Here is an 18741-nt window from a genome sequence, read left to right as displayed (position 1 = left end):
CAACAAAACACATTCCGCAAAAGCCGATTCCAGTATAAAATAAACGGTCTTTTTCCATTGAAAAATCATGGAATTTAAACTACATTAACACCCTTATCCAAAGCCGTCTGAAATTTTCAGACGGCCTGAAAAAACCGAAAACCGTCACAATAAAAAGATACGGACCACACCCATGACCACGACTGCCGTGCAACGCATCCGCGAGATTCCCTACAACTATACTTCCTACACCGACCGAGAAATCATCATCCGTCTTCTGGGCGAAGAAGCCTGGCACATTCTGCAGGATTTGCGCAGCCAACGCCGTACCGGACGTTCGGCGCGTATGCTGTTCGAAGTATTGGGCGATATGTGGGTGGTGGTGCGCAATCCGTATCTGGTCGACGACCTGCTCGAACACCCGAAACGCCGCGAGGCTTTGGTGCGCGAAATGCGCCACCGCCTGACCGAAATCCAAAAACGCCGCGACGACAACCAAAAAGTCGATGCCTTGGTGCAGTCCGCAATGATTGCGGTACAGAATTTCGACGGCAGCTTCGACGTTACCAAGCAGAAGCGCAAGCAGATTCTCGAGCGTTTGAGCCAAATCACCAAGCCGCACAACATCATGTTCGACGGTTTGGCGCGCGTCACCCACGTCACCGACGCGACCGACTGGCGTGTGGAATACCCGTTTGTAGTTGTCAATCCCGACAACGAAGCCGAAGTCGCGCCTTTGGTGCGCGCGCTGATTGAGCTGGATTTGGTGATTATTCCGCGCGGCGGCGGTACGGGCTATACCGGCGGCGCGATTCCGCTTGACGCCAACAGCGCGGTCATCAATACCGAAAAACTCGACTTGCACAACGGTGTGCAGTTCGTCCCCCTGCCCGGCTTGGACGGCACGCATCCGATCATCCATTGCGGCGCAGGCGTGGTAACGCGCCGCGTGGAAGAAACCGCGCACAAAGCCGGTTTGGTGTTTGCCGTTGACCCGACCTCGGCTGACGCTTCGACCGTCGGCGGCAATGCGGCGATGAACGCGGGCGGTAAAAAAGCCGTTTTGTGGGGAACCGCACTCGACAATCTGGCCTACTGGCAGATGGTCAACCCGAAAGGCGAATGGCTGCGCATCGAGCGCGTCCGCCACAACTTCGGCAAAATCCACGATGAAGAAACCGCGATTTTCGATGTGCACACATTGGATTCAGACGGCCTCAAGGTCGTGAAAACCGAACGTTTGGAAATCCCCGGCCACAAATTCCGCAAAGTCGGTTTGGGCAAAGACGTTACCGATAAATTCTTGAGCGGCCTGCCGGGTATCCAAAAAGAAGGTACAGACGGCATCATTACCAGCGTGGCGTTTGTGCTGCACAAAATGCCGAAACACACGCGCACGGTGTGCATGGAATTTTTCGGCACGGTCGCCAACGCCACGCCTTCCATCGTGGAAATCCGCGACTACCTGCTCGGTCATGAAAAAGTGAAACTGGCCGGTTTGGAACATTTGGACTGGCGTTATGTCCGCGCGGTCGGTTATGCCACCAAAGCGGCGGGCAAAGGCCGTCCGAAAATGGTGCTGCTGGCCGATGTGGTTTCCGATGACGAAGAAGCCGTGCAGCAAGTGGCCGAACACATGGTCGGGATGACGCGCAAGCGCGACGGTGAGGGCTTTATCGCCGTTACGCCCGAAGCGCGCAAAACCTTCTGGCTCGACCGCAGCCGTACCGCCGCCATCGCCAAACACACCAACGCGTTTAAAATCAATGAAGACGTGGTGATTCCGCTCGAACGTTTGGGCGAGTATTCAGACGGCATCGAACGCATCAACATCGAATTGTCGATTAAAAACAAACTGGCCTTGTGCGCCGCCCTGCTCGACTACCTGCAAGGCCGTCTGCCGGTGGACGCGATGGGTACGGATTTGCCGAGCAAAGAATTGCTGGGCGACCGCGCCACCCATGCGCTGAACCACGTTACCGCCGTCAAAGAACGCTGGGAATGGCTCTTGGCCAATCTCGACGCACCTTTGGGCGAATACAAAGCCCGTTACGGCAAAGCCGTTTTCGCCGAACCGGAAGCGCGCGACGACGAAAGCTGCTTCACCGCGTTCCGCGATTTCCGTTTGCGCGTATCGGTCAAAGCCGACGTAATGAAGCCTTTGGGCGAAATTTTCAGCGGCCAGACCGACATCAAAATTCTGGAAGACTTGGCCAAAATCCACGGCAAAATCGTGCGCGGACGCGTGTTCGTCGCGCTGCACATGCACGCGGGCGACGGCAACGTCCACACCAATATCCCCGTCAATTCCGACGATGCCGAAATGCTTCAGACGGCCTACCATTCGGTTGACCGCATCATGAAAATCGCGCGCAGCTTAAACGGCGTGATTTCGGGCGAGCACGGCATCGGCATCACCAAAATGGAATTTCTGACCGACGAAGAAATGCAGCCGTTTTGGGATTACAAAGCCAAAATCGACCCCGAAGGCCGCTTCAACCGCCACAAGCTGATGAAAAACTCGGATTTGCGCAACGCCTACACGCCGTCGTTCGAGCTGCTGGGCGCAGAATCGCTGATTATGGAAAAATCGTCGCTGGGTACGATTGCCGAATCCGTAAAAGACTGCCTGCGCTGCGGCAAATGCAAACCCGTCTGCTCGACTCATGTGCCGCGCGCCAACCTGCTTTACAGCCCGCGCAACAAAATCCTCGGCGTCGGCCTGCTGACCGAAGCGTTTTTATACGAAGAGCAAACCCGCCGCGGCGTTTCCTTAAAACACTTCGACGAACTGACCAACATCGGCGACCACTGTACCGTGTGCCACCGTTGCGTCAAACCGTGTCCCGTGAACATCGACTTCGGCGACGTGACCGTGGCCATCCGCAATTATCTGAACGAAACCGGCCACGACACCATCGTTCCTGCCGCGGCGATGGGCATGGCGTTTCTGAACGCCACCAACCCCAAAGCCATCAAAGCCCTGCGCGGCGCGATGATTCAAACCGGTTTTCCGGCGCAGAACTTTGCCTACAAACTGGGCAAAATGTTCCCGATTGTGAAAAAAGAAAAAGCCGCCCCTGCCGCCACGGTCGACAAGCCTTCCATTAAAGAACAGGTGATTCACTTTATCAACCGGCCGTTGCCCAAAGGCGTACCTGCCAAAACGCCGCGCTCGCTCTTAGGCATCGAAGACGACAAAAGCATTCCGATTATCCGCAATCCGCAAACCGCCGAAGACAGCGAAGCCGTGTTCTACTTCCCGGGCTGCGGTTCGGAACGCCTGTTCAGCCAAATCGGATTGGCCACCCAAGCCATGCTGTGGCACGTCGGCGTGCAGACCGTTTTGCCGCCGGGCTATATGTGCTGCGGCTATCCGCAAGACGCAGGCGGCAACAAAGCCAAAGCCGAGCAGATGAGCACCGACAACCGCGTCGCTTTCCACCGCATGGCCAACACGCTGAACTACCTCGACATCAAAACCGTCGTCGTCAGCTGCGGAACGTGTTACGACCAGCTCGAAAAATACCGCTTCGAGGAAATTTTCCCCGGCTGCCGCATCATCGACATTCACGAATACCTGTTGGAAAAAGGCGTGAAACTCGACGGCGTGGAAGGCCAGCAATATCTTTATCACGACCCGTGCCACAGCCCGATTAAAACCATGAACGCCACCCAAATGGCGAGCGAACTGATGGGACAAAAAGTCGTCTTGAGCGACCGCTGCTGCGGCGAATCGGGCATGTTCGCCGTCAAACGTCCCGACATCGCCTCGCAGGTCAAATTCCGCAAGCAGGAGGAAATCGAGAAAAACCTCAAAGAGCTGCCGCAAGGCCAGCCGGTGAAAATGCTCACCTCCTGCCCAGCCTGTCTGCAAGGCCTGAGTCGCTACCGCGACGACAACGACATGCCTGCCGACTACATCGTCATCGAAATGGCCAAACACATTTTGGGCAACAACTGGTTGGACGAATTCGTCGAAAAAGCCAACAACGGCGGCGTGGAGAAAGTATTGCTGTAAAGGCCGTCTGAAACACAAAGGCCCGTAGCTTCGCATATCAAGTGCAACGTCGCCGGATTTTGTTTTCAGCAGTAATGTTTGTGCGCTGTTGCGGTTGTCTTGTCAAGAACAAGCCGCTTTGCTGTGCCTGTCGGCATTCTTGACAAGAAGATAACCGCAGCAGCAACTTGGTCTTCATGCTGAAAACAGCCAAATATAAGCCTCAGCGGGCATATCACGGGTGTTGCACTTGATATGCGAAAGCAAGGCCATCTGAAAAACAGATTTTCAGACGGCCTTTAATTTTAAATTTACTGTTTTTTAATAAGTAAAAATATCAACCTCTTCATTCAAAATAACTCTATCCAACTCATCAAATATATCTTGATAAAAAACGGCTGTATCATTCAAAATTTTCTTGATTTCTCCACTATTTATCCAATCATTATTCCACAAACAATTTCCGCTCGTTTTCAGTTTCCCTAAATTACACATTTTTTCACTAAATTCATAACCATCCAAATCTGCTTTCAACATTCTTTGCAACCAAATTTGTGCAAATCCTGAATTGGGCATTTTGCTAAGTCTTGTATAAACCAGCTTTGCCATCTTGTCAGCATTATCTATTTGTGAGAGCAGCTTACTGACAATAGCACAGCATATAGGTATCGTTCGAGGATTATTGTATGCAATATTTGTTACTATACTAATAAGTTGTTCAGTACTATGAGTTTCACCTTGTTTTTCTATTTTTTCATTAAACCTATTTAATGCCACATCCAAACTTCCCGAATTAGGATAATTAATACTGTGTTGCCTAATCAATAAAAGCTGTTTTTGTAGACTGATTTCATCATTTCCAGGAATAGTCAGCCAAGCTAATTTGTCTTTTTTAATAGATTGAGTAATCACATCCTGACTACCTGTAGTCTTACTGGCATTTAGCTTCAACCCAAAAGGCATCATAATTTCAGACAATAGCTTTAAAACTTCCTCCCCATCATTTGGATTTTTTACAAAAATTCTATAATCATCTCGATAACGTAAAATTTGGTACTCTGTTATATTATATCTTTTCAGTGTGTCACTTAAAATTTTATCCAAATATCCCAGTAAAATTTCTGCGACAAAATCCATTAATACTGAACCTTGTGGAATACCATTAGTCTGACCACATTGGGTATTTTGTATATTTTTATCTATAAAATTCCCTAAAATTTTTATATCATTTCTACCTTTTTTAGACTTTGCAACTTCTTTGCTTTCTACTGCCCAAGCAATAGAATGAGTATAAATTGAGCCATAACAATCTGCTATATCCGTATCATAAATGTAGTCATATTCTAAAGATAACAAAATAGATTGTTGCTCAACCTGTTCCCACCAGTTTGAAATTTGTTGTGCTTTATCTGATTTTTTATTTTCCGATTGAACAGGAATACTCAGACATTTGATTTTTTCATCTGATTGAAACTCCCTAAATCTATTCTGTAATTTTTCCCAATCTTCCTCTGATGTGATTCTGTAAACTAAAGCAACATAGGCTAATGGATGAATGATTTGAAATGGTCTCCATGACAACTTACCGTCTTTATTGGCATATATCAGATAATTAACATCATTTAATTCAACCATTTTCCTCACATCTGAGATACTAGAAAAATCCTTTTCTGCATATTTAGAAGAAATTTTTTCCAGCAAATCAGTAAAAGAAAAATATTTTGGTAAATTAAGGCTGCAGTAACTCTCATGCTTCAGAAAAAATTTCCTTGCTTCATGATGTGTCAAATCTAAAACACTTTTTCTATTCATTTGCCGTTCTCCTTAAAACTCTAGCAGTTCTTCACTACCAAAATCCGCCTATAAATAATCTTCTATAATATAGCAACCAACATGCTGTCTGAAAACCTAAAATATTTTTCAGACGGCATCAGTCATTCCGCATTACAATAGTTCCAAATAAATAACTACACCTCCTCCCATGTCCAAAAAAATCCTCATTATTTCCCCAAGCTGGATCGGCGACTGCGTGATGACCCAGCCGCTCTACCGCCGCCTGCACGAGCTGCATCCGGGCTGCACCATCGACGTGTTCGCCCCGAAATGGTCGATGGCGGTTTTCGAGCGGATGCCGGAAGTGAACGAGATTCTGGAAAACCCGTTCGGCCACGGCGCACTGGATTTGAAAAAACGCTGGCAGGTCGGGCGCGAACTGGGCAGGCGCGGTTACGACCAAGTGATTGTCCTGCCCGGCTCGCTCAAGTCCGCCGTCATCGCCTTTGCCACGGGCATTAAGCAGCGCACCGGTTATGTGGGCGAATCGCGCTATCTGCTGCTCAACGACATCCGCAAGCTCGACAAAGCCGCGCTGCCGCTGATGGTCGACCGCTACACCGCACTCGCCCACCCGAGCCAAGCCGGTTTCAACGGCCATTCCGACCAACCTTTGTTTCGAATCGAACCTGCCGGCCAACAAGCCGCTTTAACCAAGCATGGTTTAAACACCGGCAAACCGGTTATCGCCTTCTGCCCGGGTGCGGAATACGGTCCGGCCAAACGCTGGCCGCCGCGCCATTTTGCCGGTTTGGCGCGCGATTATTCGGCGAAAGGGTGGCAGGTTTGGCTGTTCGGCTCGCAAAAAGATTTTGAGATTGCCGAAGAAATCAACCGCCTTTCAGACGGCCTGTGCGTCAATTTATGCGGCAAAACCTCGCTTGCCGAAGCCATCGATTTGCTCGCCTGTGCCGAAAGCGTGGTCTGCAACGACAGCGGCCTGATGCACCTCGCCGCCGCGCTCGACCGCAAACTGGCTGCCGTGTACGGCTCGTCCAGCCCCGACCACACGCCGCCGTTGAGCGACAAAGCCCAAATCGTTACGCTGAATCTCGAGTGTTCTCCCTGCTTCAAACGCGAATGCCCGCTGGGGCATACCGATTGCCTGAACAAAATCGAGCCGCAAAGGGTGGAAAACGCGCTGCGCAATTTGTCGGCACGGGAATCTTAACCATTGAGGCCGTCTGAAATCTTTGTCGGAATCCGCCCCAAGTATTTTCTCATGCCGAAACCTTTGCAAACCCGGTTCAAACTGAAAATCCATGTCTGCCATCAGCTGCGAAAATCTGCTGATGACAGGCATGGTTTTTGGATATTTTCGGGTTTTGAAAAAATTTTCCCATACACAACAAAAAGTTACTTAAACTCTCATTAAAAATGCCGTCTGAAAATTTCAGACGGCATCGTTATTTCCGAACTCTTTCATATTGTCCGACGGCATACCACCGAGCTTAGACTTTTGCAAAACTCAATTTAAACCAAGAAAATCATGGCCGTCATTAGCTGCACGGGGAAAGCACGGCGGACTTGCGCAGCCAATGACGGCTTAGAGGTTTTTGGATATTTTCGTATTTGGCAACATCCTCAGACTTTTCAATGCCTTATTCGGGTTTCCGTCCGAACAATTCCCGATGCCGCTGCGCCAATTGTTCGCCGTCGTCCTCAAAATCCAATACCTGCCGGAAACGTTTTAAGGTTGCCTGCGCCGTATCGTTGGCTGATGCGGCGATGTGCGGGTCTTGGCTGTTTGCGGCAATGCCGGCCAGCACTTTCTGCATGGTCAGGCCGACTTCCGCTGCGCCCGCGCCGTCGCGTGCAATCGGCAAAAAGGTTTGCGGCACCCATTGATCCGCGTCGGCGGCAATAATGGAGATACGGTCGTACTGCGCCGGCCGGCGTTCGGGATGCGGCTTGGTCAGCAGCCGCAACACCATGACTATCACGCCGATCGCCGTACCCGGATCATTGATGCCGGGCGACAGGGTGCGCTGGGCGGCTTCGCTCAACACGTTCAGCCCCCATTGCGGGTCTTGCTCGTAGGTGCGTTCCTGATTGATGACGAAACATCCGGCAAAAGCTTCTGCCGCTTCGTCACCGCCTTTGCCCGCCGACAGACAGGCCATCACGGTATCGGGCATCAGCAGCTTGCCCGGGCGCACGGCCACCGATACATAAGTATCGTGTTCTTCCGCCAATTTTTGCAGCGAAGCCATGTCGATATGGGTCAGATAACCCGGTTCGCCGGCATAGACCGGCCGCACCGGCTCTTTCAGACGGCCTTTCCAAGCCGCACCCATATCGGGCGCGGCATAATAATCATCCAGCGCGCTTTCGGTCCGCACGGCGATTTTTTGCAGCGTATTGCCCAAACTGCCCAACTGCGACAGCGTAAACACCCAGCGGATTAAGGTCACAATCAGATACACCAGCACGACAATCGTGCCGATGAACAGGATAAAGCGGCCGTTTTGCCCGTAATATTCCATGCCCAGCGCGGTTTTGGAAATGACGGCATAGATAAACGCGGCGATAAAGCTGGCGATGGCGGTGCGCGTGGTGTCGTCGGCCATGACCAGATTCATGGCGCGCGGCGTGGCTCCGTTGGCCGCGGATGAAAACGCCGACACCATAATCGACAGCGAAAACGTGCTCACCGAAAGCATACTGGATGCCACGATGCTCAACAGGCCGTCAAGGGTGTCGCGTTCGATGTTGGGCAGGCTGTCGGCGCCGATCATGTCGCCGAGCAGCCGCGATACAAAGGCAAACGCAACGGCGCATACCGCCCAATAAGCAGGTACCAGCCACAATTGGTTGCCGGGCTTTTTCAATACAATCAGCCAGCGGTAGAGAATATTGTTCATAGATATTAAGTCAATCAGATTGAGTAAAAGCCGATTATAAAGTAATCCCGACGGCAAACCCAATCATCGGTTCCGCCAACCGTCCGTCCGTATGCCAAGGCCGTCTGAAACCGCTGCGCGGCAAGGGTCTAAACGAAACCGGAAATGTCTGCCGCGCCGTTCAGACGGCCTTTTCCACTTGTATTCATTTTCAGACGGCCTTATCATCTTCATCAACATTATCCACATTATCAAGGCACACCATCATGCAGAATATCCAAGAATACGTCCGCACCACCGCCGCCGCCGCGAAACAGGCGTTTTACCTGATGGCGCAGGCAAGTTCCGCACAAAAAAACGCCGCGCTCCTGCGCATGGCCGAGCTGCTCAAGCAGCATGAAGCCGCCGTGCTCGCCGCCAACGCACAGGACATGGAAAACGCCGCCGCCAAAGGCTTGGAATCCGCCCTGCTCGACCGCCTGAAACTGACGGAAAAAACCGTCGAATCCATGTGCGAAGGCCTGCGCCAAGTGGCCGCGCTGCCCGACCCCGTCGGCGAAATGGACGAATTCCGCATCCGCCCCAACGGTCTGCAAATCGGCAAAATGCGCGTGCCGCTCGGCGTCATCGGCATCATTTACGAATCGCGCCCCAACGTAACCGTCGACGCGGCGGCTCTGTGCCTGAAATCGGGTAATGCCTGCGTGTTGCGCGGCGGCAGCGAAGCGTTCCACGGCAATATGGCCATTGCCAAACTCATCCGCCAAGCCCTGACCGAAAACGGCCTGCCGCCCGCCGCCGTGAGCGTGATTGAAAACACCGACCGCGAAAGCGTCGGCGCCATGCTGCAAAGCCCTGATTTGATTGACGTGATTATCCCGCGCGGCGGCAAATCGCTGGTTGCCCGCATCGCCGCCGAAGCACGCGTGCCCGTCATCAAACACCTCGACGGCATCTGCCATGTCTATATCGACCAAGCCGCCGACACCGAAAAAGCCGTCAATATCGCGTTCAACGCCAAAACCTCGCGCTACGGCACCTGCAACACGATGGAAACGCTGCTGGTTCACGCCGCGCGTGCCGCCGAAATCCTGCCGCTGCTGGCCGAAAAATACGCGGAAAAACAAGTCGAACTGCGCGGCTGCCCCCGCACTTTGGCGATTCTGCCCGATATTCAGACGGCCACCGACGAAGATTGGGACACCGAATACCTCGCACCGGTTTTGGCGGTAAAAATCGTCGACAACCTCGCCGAAGCCATCGCCCACATCAACACCCACGGCAGCCACCATACCGATTCCATCGTCACCGAATCCTACACCGACGCGCAAACCTTCCTGCGTGCGGTGGACAGCGCAAGCGTGATGGTAAACGCCAGCACCCGTTTCGCCGACGGTTTCGAATTCGGCCTCGGCGCAGAAATCGGCATTTCCACCGACAAAATCCACGTCCGCGGCCCCGTCGGTTTACACGGCCTGACTTCGCAGAAATGGGTAGTATTGGGCAACGGGCAGGTTCGCGGTTAATCGTTACCCAACCATTTAAGGCCGTCTGAAAAAATAGGTACGGTTAGCCGCTCAAAGCGGCGTAACCGTACGAACCCCATCATTTTCAGACGGCCTCATCATTGATATAACAAAATCATCTTTATTACAAACAAACCATTCTTTCCCATTTTCAGACGGCCTCGTTAAAGTATCGTAAACTTGAGAACAAAGGATTCCCAAATGACCGATACCGCAACCGCCCCCCTGCTCCGTTTCATCACCGCCGGCAGCGTCGACGACGGCAAGTCCACCCTCATCGGCCGTCTGCTCTACGACAGCAAAACCCTGCTCACCGACCAAATCGCCAAGCTCGAAGCCTCCGCCGCCAACGGCGACACACCCGATTTCGCCGGTTTGACCGACGGCTTGGCCGCCGAACGCGAACAGGGCATTACCATCGACGTGGCCTACCGCTATTTCGCCACACCGAAACGCAAATTCATCATCGCCGACACCCCCGGCCACGAGCAGTACACCCGCAACATGGTGACGGGCGCGTCCACCGCCGATGCCGCCATCGTATTAATTGACGCAACCCGCGTCGATTTTTCAGACGGCCTGCCCAAACTCTTGCCGCAGACCAAACGCCACAGCGCGATTCTGAAGCTGCTCGGCTGTCCGACCATCATCGTCGCCGTCAACAAACTCGACCTGCTCGGTTTCGACCAAGAAAAATATCAAGCCATCACCGAAGCCTATCAAAAACTGGCGCAGCAAATCGGCCTGACCGCGCAAGTGCATTTCCTGCCCATCAGCGCGCTCAACGGCGACAACATCGTCAACGCCAGCGACAAAACCCCGTGGTATCAAGGCCTACCGCTGCTGCCCCTGCTCGAAAGCCTGCCCGTATCGCGCAGTGATGCCGCTGCTCAAGCCGCCTACTTCGCCGTACAGCGCGTGGCACGTCAAGACGGCAGCAGCAGCGACGACTTCCGCGGCTACCAAGGCCGCCTGGAAGCAGGCCGTCTGAAAACCGGCGACAGCATCAAAGTGCTGCCCAACGGCCAAACCGCCAAAATCGCCGAAATTTACACCCCGCACGGCAAAGCCGAATCCGCCCAAGCGGGCGAAGTGCTGACCGTTACGCTCGACACCGACCTCGACATTTCGCGCGGCAACGCCATCGCCGCCGCCGACAGCGCAATCGTCCCGAACCAACAGTTCCAAGCCGCGCTGTGCTGGTTCGACGATATTCCGCTGAACACGCGCCGCAAATACCTGCTCAAACACACCACCCAAACCACCGCCGTAAAAATCAGCGAAATCGCCTACGTTTGGGACGTAAACACCCTAAGCCAAGTGCAATCCGCCGCCGAACTGAAACTCAACGACATCGGCCACGTCAGCCTGAAAACCCAGCAGCCGCTCAACGCCACCACCTACGCCGACAACCCGGCCACCGGCGCGTTTATCCTAATTGACGAAGCCACCAACCACACCGTCGCCGCAGGGATGATACGCGGGAACGATGAAGCGGATACGTTTGAGATTTAGAATTTGTTTATAAACAAGGCCGTCTGAAAAATATTTTTCAGACGGCCTTTCATTTCCAACCGGCTACGGCTCACACCGCCGCTTCGCTGCGCTCGCCGGTACGGATACGGATGGCTTCTTCCACGGGATACACGAAAATCTTGCCGTCGCCGATTTTGCCGGAACGGGCGTTTTCGATGATGGCTTCGATGGCGCGTTCGACGTCGTTGTCGGCCAACACCAGCTCGATTTTGACTTTGGGCAGAAAATCGACGGCGTATTCCGCGCCGCGGTAGATTTCGGTATGGCCTTTCTGCCGGCCGAAACCTTTGACTTCGGTGACGGTCATGCCGGTGATGCCGATTTCGGTCAGGGCTTCGCGCACGTCGTCGAGTTTGAAGGGTTTGATGATGGCTTCGATTTTTTTCATGTTCAATCTCTCGTCAAATCAAGGTTGGAACCGGTTTCGGCCGCCGCCGACGCGGTTTACACCTGCATCACGGGGATGTCGGTATCGATGTATAAATGGTTTTGGCCGCTTTTGTAGAGAGTATAACTCACATTGTCTTTCAAGGCACTGGCACCGTCTGCCGCCCAAGCCGAATCCAGGGCGACCCTGTCGTCACTCGAGCCGTTGAGCCAAACGAAGCTGTTGCCGTTTTGAAGGATGTCATCGGTCATGCTGACTTCGACCAGATTGGCACTTTGGCTGCCTAATTCGACGGTTTCGTTGAAGGCGGTATCGGCAGTGATTTCGAGAGCGTATTCGGAAAGTGCGCCGGTATCTGCCGATAAGGCATTCATTTTGCTGATTAAAGCGGTTAATCCCGGTGCACTGTATTCAAAAATCTGTTGGTCGCTCATATTATCCGCATCTTCGCCCCAAATGGTCAGGGATGCGCCGATGATGTTGTCGGTATCTTCGATTTTATTGCTGCTGGTTCCGTCCCATAAGCCCAGCTCCCATTTCGATTGGATGTCGCTGGCCATATGTGCGCCGCTTTGCGCATTGGTTACGCCGTCGTCGGGAACGAAATAAAGGTAGTACCAGTTGTAGTTCAAGACATCGAAACCGTTGTCCAGCAGGTCTTCCATAGTGGCGCGCTCGGCTCTGCGCTGTGCCGCCGTCGCCGCATCCCCGGGATTGCCGTCGTAGCTCCAGTAGGTAATTTCGATGTCCTTGTCCAAGGCTGTGAGACCGTTTTTAAGCAGGCCGTCATTCCACATGCGCGGCGTCAAGCCTCTTTCTTTAAGGAACGCGGCCATTTTGTTGGCGTAGGCAATAAACTCGGGGTTGCTCTGAACGCTGTATCCGAATTCGTCGCCGCCGATATGGAAATGCCGGCTGCCGCCGTTTATCAGCCCGATAACCTCGGTATAAAGGCTTTGCACCAAACCCACTGCTTCCGGATCGTTAATGTCGATTTCGTCATCGACCACATCGGATTTAATCTGCCGCAAGTAATCGGAACCGCGGTGGATTTCGAGCAAATCGAAAATCCCCTGCATATGACTGGGGCTGTCGACTTCGGGAACCAGTTCCACACCCTTGGCTTTGGCATAAGCGGCAATGTCCGCGATTTGCGCAAAGCTCAAAAAGCGTTTGCCTGTAGCAGGATTCGTGTAGCTGCCGTCCGGATTGCGGATGCCGTTTTCCGACAATTGGTTGAGCACCCTGCTTTCGAATGCGTAGTTTTCATCGTCCGACAAATGCAGGTGCAGAAAAGTACCGCCTTCTGCGCTGATGACGTCGATGTATTTTTTAATCACCGCTGCCGAATAGAAATGTCGGGCAATATCCAAAGTCAGGCCGCTTTGCTTGGCAGGCTCTGTGTTTTTCACTTCAGGGCGCGGGTTGTCGGAAACAGGCGGCGCAGGCAAAACCGCATCCGACGCATTGTCTTTGTTCTCATTCGTCGGCGAAGGTGCAGCTTCACTTGGTTTGGGTCGGGTATCCGGTGCTTCCTGCACACGTTCGGGCTGCTTACCCGCCGAAGCAGTCCCGGATAACGGCAAACCGGATGTCGTTTTTTCTTCAGACGGCCTCACAGGCTTTTCAACCGTTTTTTCCGGCACAACCCGTCCGGCTTGCACAGGTTTGCTTTCGATCGGAACCGCCGGCTGCGTTTTTATGTTTTCCGTATTCTCTGCCGGAGAACCCGCCCCTGCCATGCCCTCAGACTCGGTTTCCGGCACCGGCGCAGCCGGTTGCTTTTTCGATCCGCCGCCCGATCCTTTGCCCGCAGCCAAGGCCAATCCTGCCAAAAGCAGACCCGAACCGGCCAAAATGTAAGGCAGTTTTGGGGTATCTCGTGCGATTTCTTCCGCCTTCACATACTCATCTTCGGGTACGGCATCTTTCAGACTGCCTGCCGGGGCATAAACTCCGGCATGACTGTTTTGAGCGGTTTGCGGGTATTGCGCCGGTTCGGCCAGCGTTGCGTCATCAATCCATTGCGGCAACGGAATTTCATCCGAAAAAACCACAGACGGATTATCCTCTTGCACCAGGCCGTCTGAAACAATGTTTTCTTCATTCTTTTCCTGCAACAAAAGCAAAGCAGCTTCCTTGTCGGAAACAACGGTTTCGCGAAGGTTTTTCTGCCCTTGTTTTTTTGATGCTTCTTTCGCAAATGGTTCGGATGTGTTCAGTCTCACGGGTTTCATCGTTAAACGGCCTTGATAAAAAGGGCGGAAATCGGTTCGGAAATCCAAACAGGTATCATGCGTACCGTGATGAACCGTTCCGCCCGGTTGATACTCAATCTCAAAAATACGCTGCACATTAACCCGAATCCTTTCCCATCAAAGAAAAACATCACGGCCAACGCAACAGCTGATTATCGGCGGCCAGTTATACAACAAAACCGCCGTTAGCGTCCCCTTTGTCCGATGACTGGTCTGAAATCCGCCTGAAAGCCCTCTTACATGCACAAGAAACAGAAAATAAATCCTTCCCTGAGGCCGTCTGAAATTCAATCAAGCCGCCCAAATACACAAGCGCAGATAACTGATTACGCGTATAATACCGCCTTTCCCAACCGCATTTGAGAGCCGAATCCATGTCTGTCGTTTTGCCCTTGCGCGGCGTGACCGCCCTGTCTGATTTCCGTGTTGAAAAACTGTTTCAAAAAGCGGCCGCAACCGGCCTGCCCGAAGTGAAGCTGGAAAGCGAATTTTGGTATTTTGTCAGCAGCGAACATACTTTGGACGCTGCGACCGTCGACAAACTGCAAGCCTTGCTGGAAGCCGAAAGTGTTGCCGAAACACCGAAAGCGCAAAGCGGCTTGCATTTGTTTTTGATTACGCCGCGTTTGGGCACGATTTCGCCGTGGGCCTCCAAGGCCACCAATATCGCCGAAAACTGCGGCATCGGAAACATCGAGCGCATCGAACGCGGCATGGCGGTATGGATTCGCGGCGATTTGACTCCCGGACAGCAGCAACAATGGGCGGCACTCCTGCACGACCGCATGACCGAAAGCGTGCTGACCGACCTCGACGCGGCGGCGCAACTGTTCCGCCACATTCAGTCGGAAACTTTTTCTACCGTCGATTTATTGGGCGGTGGCAAAGAAGCGTTGGTCAAAGCCAATACCGAAATGGGCTTGGCTCTGTCGCCCGACGAAATCGACTATCTGGTGGAAAACTACCAAGCCTTAGGCCGCAATCCGAGCGATGTCGAGCTGATGATGTTCGCGCAGGCCAATTCCGAACACTGCCGCCACAAAATCTTCAACGCCGATTTCATTCTCAACGGCGAAAAACAGGAAAAATCCCTGTTCCGCATGATTCGCGACACCCACGAAGCCCATCCCGAAGGCACGGTCGTGGCCTACAAAGACAACTCCTCCGTCATCGAAGGCGCGAAAATCGAGCGTTTCTACCCGAATGCCGCCGAAAACCAAGCCTACCGTTTCCACGAAGAAGACACCCACATCATCATGAAAGTGGAAACCCACAACCACCCTACCGCGATTGCGCCGTTTGCAGGCGCGGCCACGGGTGCGGGCGGCGAAATCCGCGACGAAGGCGCAACCGGCAAAGGTTCGCGCCCGAAAGCAGGTTTGACCGGCTTTACCGTGTCCAATCTCAATATTCCCGAATTGCCGCAGCCGTGGGAAAAACCCTACGGCAAACCCGGCCACATCGCTTCGCCTTTGGACATCATGATTGAAGGCCCCATCGGCGGCGCGGCATTCAACAACGAATTCGGCCGCCCCAACCTCTTGGGCTATTTCCGTACCTTTGAAGAAAAAATCGACGGCCAAGTGCGCGGCTACCACAAGCCGATTATGATTGCCGGCGGTTTGGGCAACATTCAGGCGCAGCAAACGCATAAGGACGAAATCCCCGAAGGCGCATTACTGATTCAGCTCGGCGGCCCGGGTATGCTCATCGGTTTGGGGGGCGGTGCGGCTTCGTCTATGGATACCGGCACCAACGACGCTTCTTTGGATTTCAATTCCGTTCAGCGCGGCAACCCCGAAATCGAACGCCGCGCGCAGGAAGTCATCGACCGCTGCTGGCAGCTGGGCGACCAAAATCCGATTATCTCGATTCACGACGTGGGCGCGGGCGGCTTGTCGAACGCGTTCCCCGAATTGGTCAACGACGCAGGCCGCGGCGCGAAATTCAAGCTGCGCGACGTGCCGCTGGAAGAACACGGCTTAACGCCGCTGCAAATCTGGTGTAACGAATCGCAAGAGCGTTATGTATTGTCGGTTTTGGAAAAAGATTTGGACACCTTCCGCGCCATCTGCGAACGCGAACGCTGCCCGTTTGCCGTGGTCGGCACGGCCACCGACGACGGCCATTTGCAGGTGCGCGACGATTTGTTCGGCAACAATCCGGTCGATTTGCCGCTGAATGTCCTGCTCGGCAAACCGCCGAAAACCACCCGCAACGACAAAACGGTCAGCCGCGAAAACACCGCTTTTGTTTCAGACGGTATCGACATTACCGAAGCCGCCTACCGCGTCTTGAGCCTGCCCGCCGTGGCCGCCAAAAACTTCCTGATTACCATCGGCGACCGCAGCGTCGGCGGCATGACCCACCGCGACCAGATGGTCGGCAAATACCAAACGCCCGTGGCCGACTGCGCCGTCACCATGATGGGTTTCAACACCCATCAAGGCGAAGCGATGTCTATGGGCGAAAAACCGGCCGTCGCCCTGTTTGACGCGCCTGCTTCCGGCCGCATGTGCGTCGGCGAAGCGATTACCAACATCGCCGCCGTCAACATCGGCGACATGGGCAACATCAAACTCTCCGCCAACTGGATGGCCGCCTGCGGCACCGCCGGCGAAGACGAAAAACTCTACCGCACCGTCGAAACCGTTTCCCAAACCTGTCAGGAACTGGGTATCAGCATTCCCGTGGGCAAAGATTCGCTATCGATGAAAACCGTGTGGCAGGACGGTGCGGAACAAAAATCCGTTATCTCGCCTTTGAGCCTGATTATTTCCGCGTTCGCCCCTGTTAAAGACGTGCGCAAAACCGTTACGCCCGAACTGAAAAACGTGGCCGACAGCGTATTGTTGGCGATTGACTTGGGCTTCGGAAAAGCACGCATGGGCGGTTCGGCTTTAAGTCAGGTTTACAACCGAATGACGGGCGAAAGCCCAGACATCGAAGCAGGCCGTCTGAAAGCGTTTTATGAAGTGATTCAGCAGCTTGTGGCCGAAGGCAAACTCTTGTCCTACCACGACCGCAGCGACGGCGGCCTGTTTGCGACTTTGGCGGAGATGGCTTTTGCGGCACGTTGCGGCGTAAAAATCGACATACAGAAATTGGCCGGACAAGTGCAACAGCAATGTTCAGGCAATCTGAAAGAAGCCGCATCGCGTGTGTTATTTAATGAAGAACTCGGTGCAGTCATCCAAGTGCGCGCCGAAGATTTCGCCGACGTCATGAGCCGCTTCCAAAACAACGGCTTGGGCGAAGCCGTCGGACAAATCGGTCAGGCGCATGAAGGCGATAATTTCACCGTGATGTGCGGGAACGAATGCCTGCTTGACGAAAGCCGCCTGCACCTGCAGATCATATGGCAGGAAACTTCCCATCACATTCAACGCCTGCGCGACAACCCCGCCTGCGCCGACAGCGAGTTTGCCTTAATCGGCGACGACGAACGCAGCGCATTGTTCGCCGATTTGACCTTCGACGTGAACGAAAACATTGCCGCACCGTTTGTCAACAGCGGTGCGAAGCCGAAAATCGCCGTCCTGCGCGAACAGGGCGTGAACGGCCAAATCGAAATGGCCGCCGCCTTTACCCAAGCCGGTTTCGACGCGTATGACGTACATATGTCCGACCTGATGAGCGGCCGCGTGAATCTGGAGACTTTCCAAATGCTGGCGGCCTGCGGCGGCTTCAGCTACGGCGACGTGCTCGGCGCGGGCGAAGGCTGGGCGAAATCGATTCTGTTCCACCCCGCATTGCGCGAGCAGTTTGCCGCGTTCTTTGCCAATCCGAACACGCTGACTTTGGGCGTGTGCAACGGTTGCCAAATGGTGAGCAATCTGGCCGAAATCATCCCGGGTGCGTCCGCATGGCCGAAGTTCAAGCGCAACGAGAGCGAACAGTTCGAAGCGCGCCTGAGCATGGTTCATGTGCCGAAATCGGCTTCGCTGATTCTGAACGAAATGCAGGGCAGCAGCCTGCCGGTGGTGGTCAGCCACGGCGAAGGCCGCGCCGACTTTGCCTTGAAAGGCGGCCAAGTGCCGGCCGATTTGGGCATCGCGCTGCAATACGTCGACGGCCTGAACCAAGTCACGCAAACCTATCCGCTCAACCCGAACGGCTCGCCGCAGGGCATCGCCGGCGTAACCAACGCCGACGGCCGCGTGACCATCATGATGCCGCACCCCGAACGCGTGTTCCGCGCCGCGCAAATGAGCTGGAAGCCCGAAAGCTGGACGGAGCAGTCCGGCTGGGCACGCCTGTTCGCCGGCGCGCGTAAGGCTTTGGGCTGATCCGCCGAACACGGTTTGAACATCAAGGCCGTCTGAAAAATGGAAGTGATTCCGTCGTTTTTCAGACGGCCTTGTCGAACCCCGGTTCA

The 18741-nt window shown here is 53.8% G+C and carries 9 protein-coding genes; 5 read left to right on the top strand and 4 right to left on the bottom strand.

The features are described from left to right. Nucleotides 1–172: 172 nt before the first annotated feature. Nucleotides 173–4000, top strand: coding sequence for a DUF3683 domain-containing protein (locus tag ACM67E_RS03640; RefSeq protein WP_416192256.1), 3828 nt, complete (start codon nt 173–175; stop codon nt 3998–4000). A 300-nt stretch (nt 4001–4300) separates the two neighbouring features. Here ACM67E_RS03640 and ACM67E_RS03635 read toward each other — a convergent pair whose 3' ends face one another. Next, nucleotides 4301–5791, bottom strand: coding sequence for an RNA-directed DNA polymerase (locus tag ACM67E_RS03635; RefSeq protein ID WP_416192255.1), 1491 nt, complete (start codon nt 5789–5791; stop codon nt 4301–4303). 169 nt (nt 5792–5960) lie between these two features. Here ACM67E_RS03635 and waaF point away from each other — a divergent pair, with 169 nt between their 5' ends. After that, nucleotides 5961–6983 (top strand): lipopolysaccharide heptosyltransferase II, encoded by a 1023-nt coding sequence (gene waaF / locus ACM67E_RS03630; protein WP_416192254.1) that lies wholly within the window; start codon nt 5961–5963, stop codon nt 6981–6983. 430 nt (nt 6984–7413) lie between these two features. Here waaF and ACM67E_RS03625 read toward each other — a convergent pair whose 3' ends face one another. Further along, the gene (locus ACM67E_RS03625; RefSeq protein WP_416192253.1) at nt 7414–8676 is read right to left on the bottom strand and encodes a DUF2254 domain-containing protein; all 1263 of its coding nucleotides are present in this window, start codon (nt 8674–8676) and stop codon (nt 7414–7416) included. Nucleotides 8677–8921: 245 nt separating this feature from the next. Here ACM67E_RS03625 and ACM67E_RS03620 point away from each other — a divergent pair, with 245 nt between their 5' ends. Together ACM67E_RS03620 and ACM67E_RS03615 are read left to right on the top strand one after the other, a co-directional pair. Then, entirely contained in the window at nt 8922–10181 is a 1260-nt protein-coding gene (locus ACM67E_RS03620) for a glutamate-5-semialdehyde dehydrogenase (RefSeq protein WP_416192252.1), read from the top strand. A gap of 201 nt (nt 10182–10382) precedes the next feature. After that, complete coding sequence (locus ACM67E_RS03615) at nt 10383–11696, top strand: sulfate adenylyltransferase subunit 1 (RefSeq protein WP_416192251.1); 1314 nt, start codon at nt 10383–10385, stop codon at nt 11694–11696. A 70-nt stretch (nt 11697–11766) separates the two neighbouring features. On the opposite strand, the gene ACM67E_RS03610 is transcribed toward ACM67E_RS03615, so the two are convergent. Both ACM67E_RS03610 and ACM67E_RS03605 read right to left on the bottom strand, forming a co-directional pair. After that, complete coding sequence (locus ACM67E_RS03610; RefSeq protein ID WP_416192250.1) at nt 11767–12105, bottom strand: P-II family nitrogen regulator; 339 nt, start codon at nt 12103–12105, stop codon at nt 11767–11769. Between the two features lie 56 nt (nt 12106–12161). Continuing rightward, entirely contained in the window at nt 12162–14342 is a 2181-nt protein-coding gene (locus ACM67E_RS03605; protein ID WP_416192249.1) for a family 20 glycosylhydrolase, read from the bottom strand. Nucleotides 14343–14737: 395 nt separating this feature from the next. Between ACM67E_RS03605 and purL the strand changes: the two genes are divergently transcribed. Next, the gene (gene purL / locus ACM67E_RS03600) at nt 14738–18652 is read left to right on the top strand and encodes a phosphoribosylformylglycinamidine synthase (RefSeq protein ID WP_416192248.1); all 3915 of its coding nucleotides are present in this window, start codon (nt 14738–14740) and stop codon (nt 18650–18652) included. The last annotated feature ends 89 nt before the right edge of the window (nt 18653–18741 follow it).

Origin of the sequence: Neisseria sp. CCUG12390, assembly GCF_047837985.1 — a bacterium.
GTDB lineage: Bacteria > Pseudomonadota > Gammaproteobacteria > Burkholderiales > Neisseriaceae > Neisseria.
This window is presented reverse-complemented; position numbering and strand designations above follow the sequence as displayed.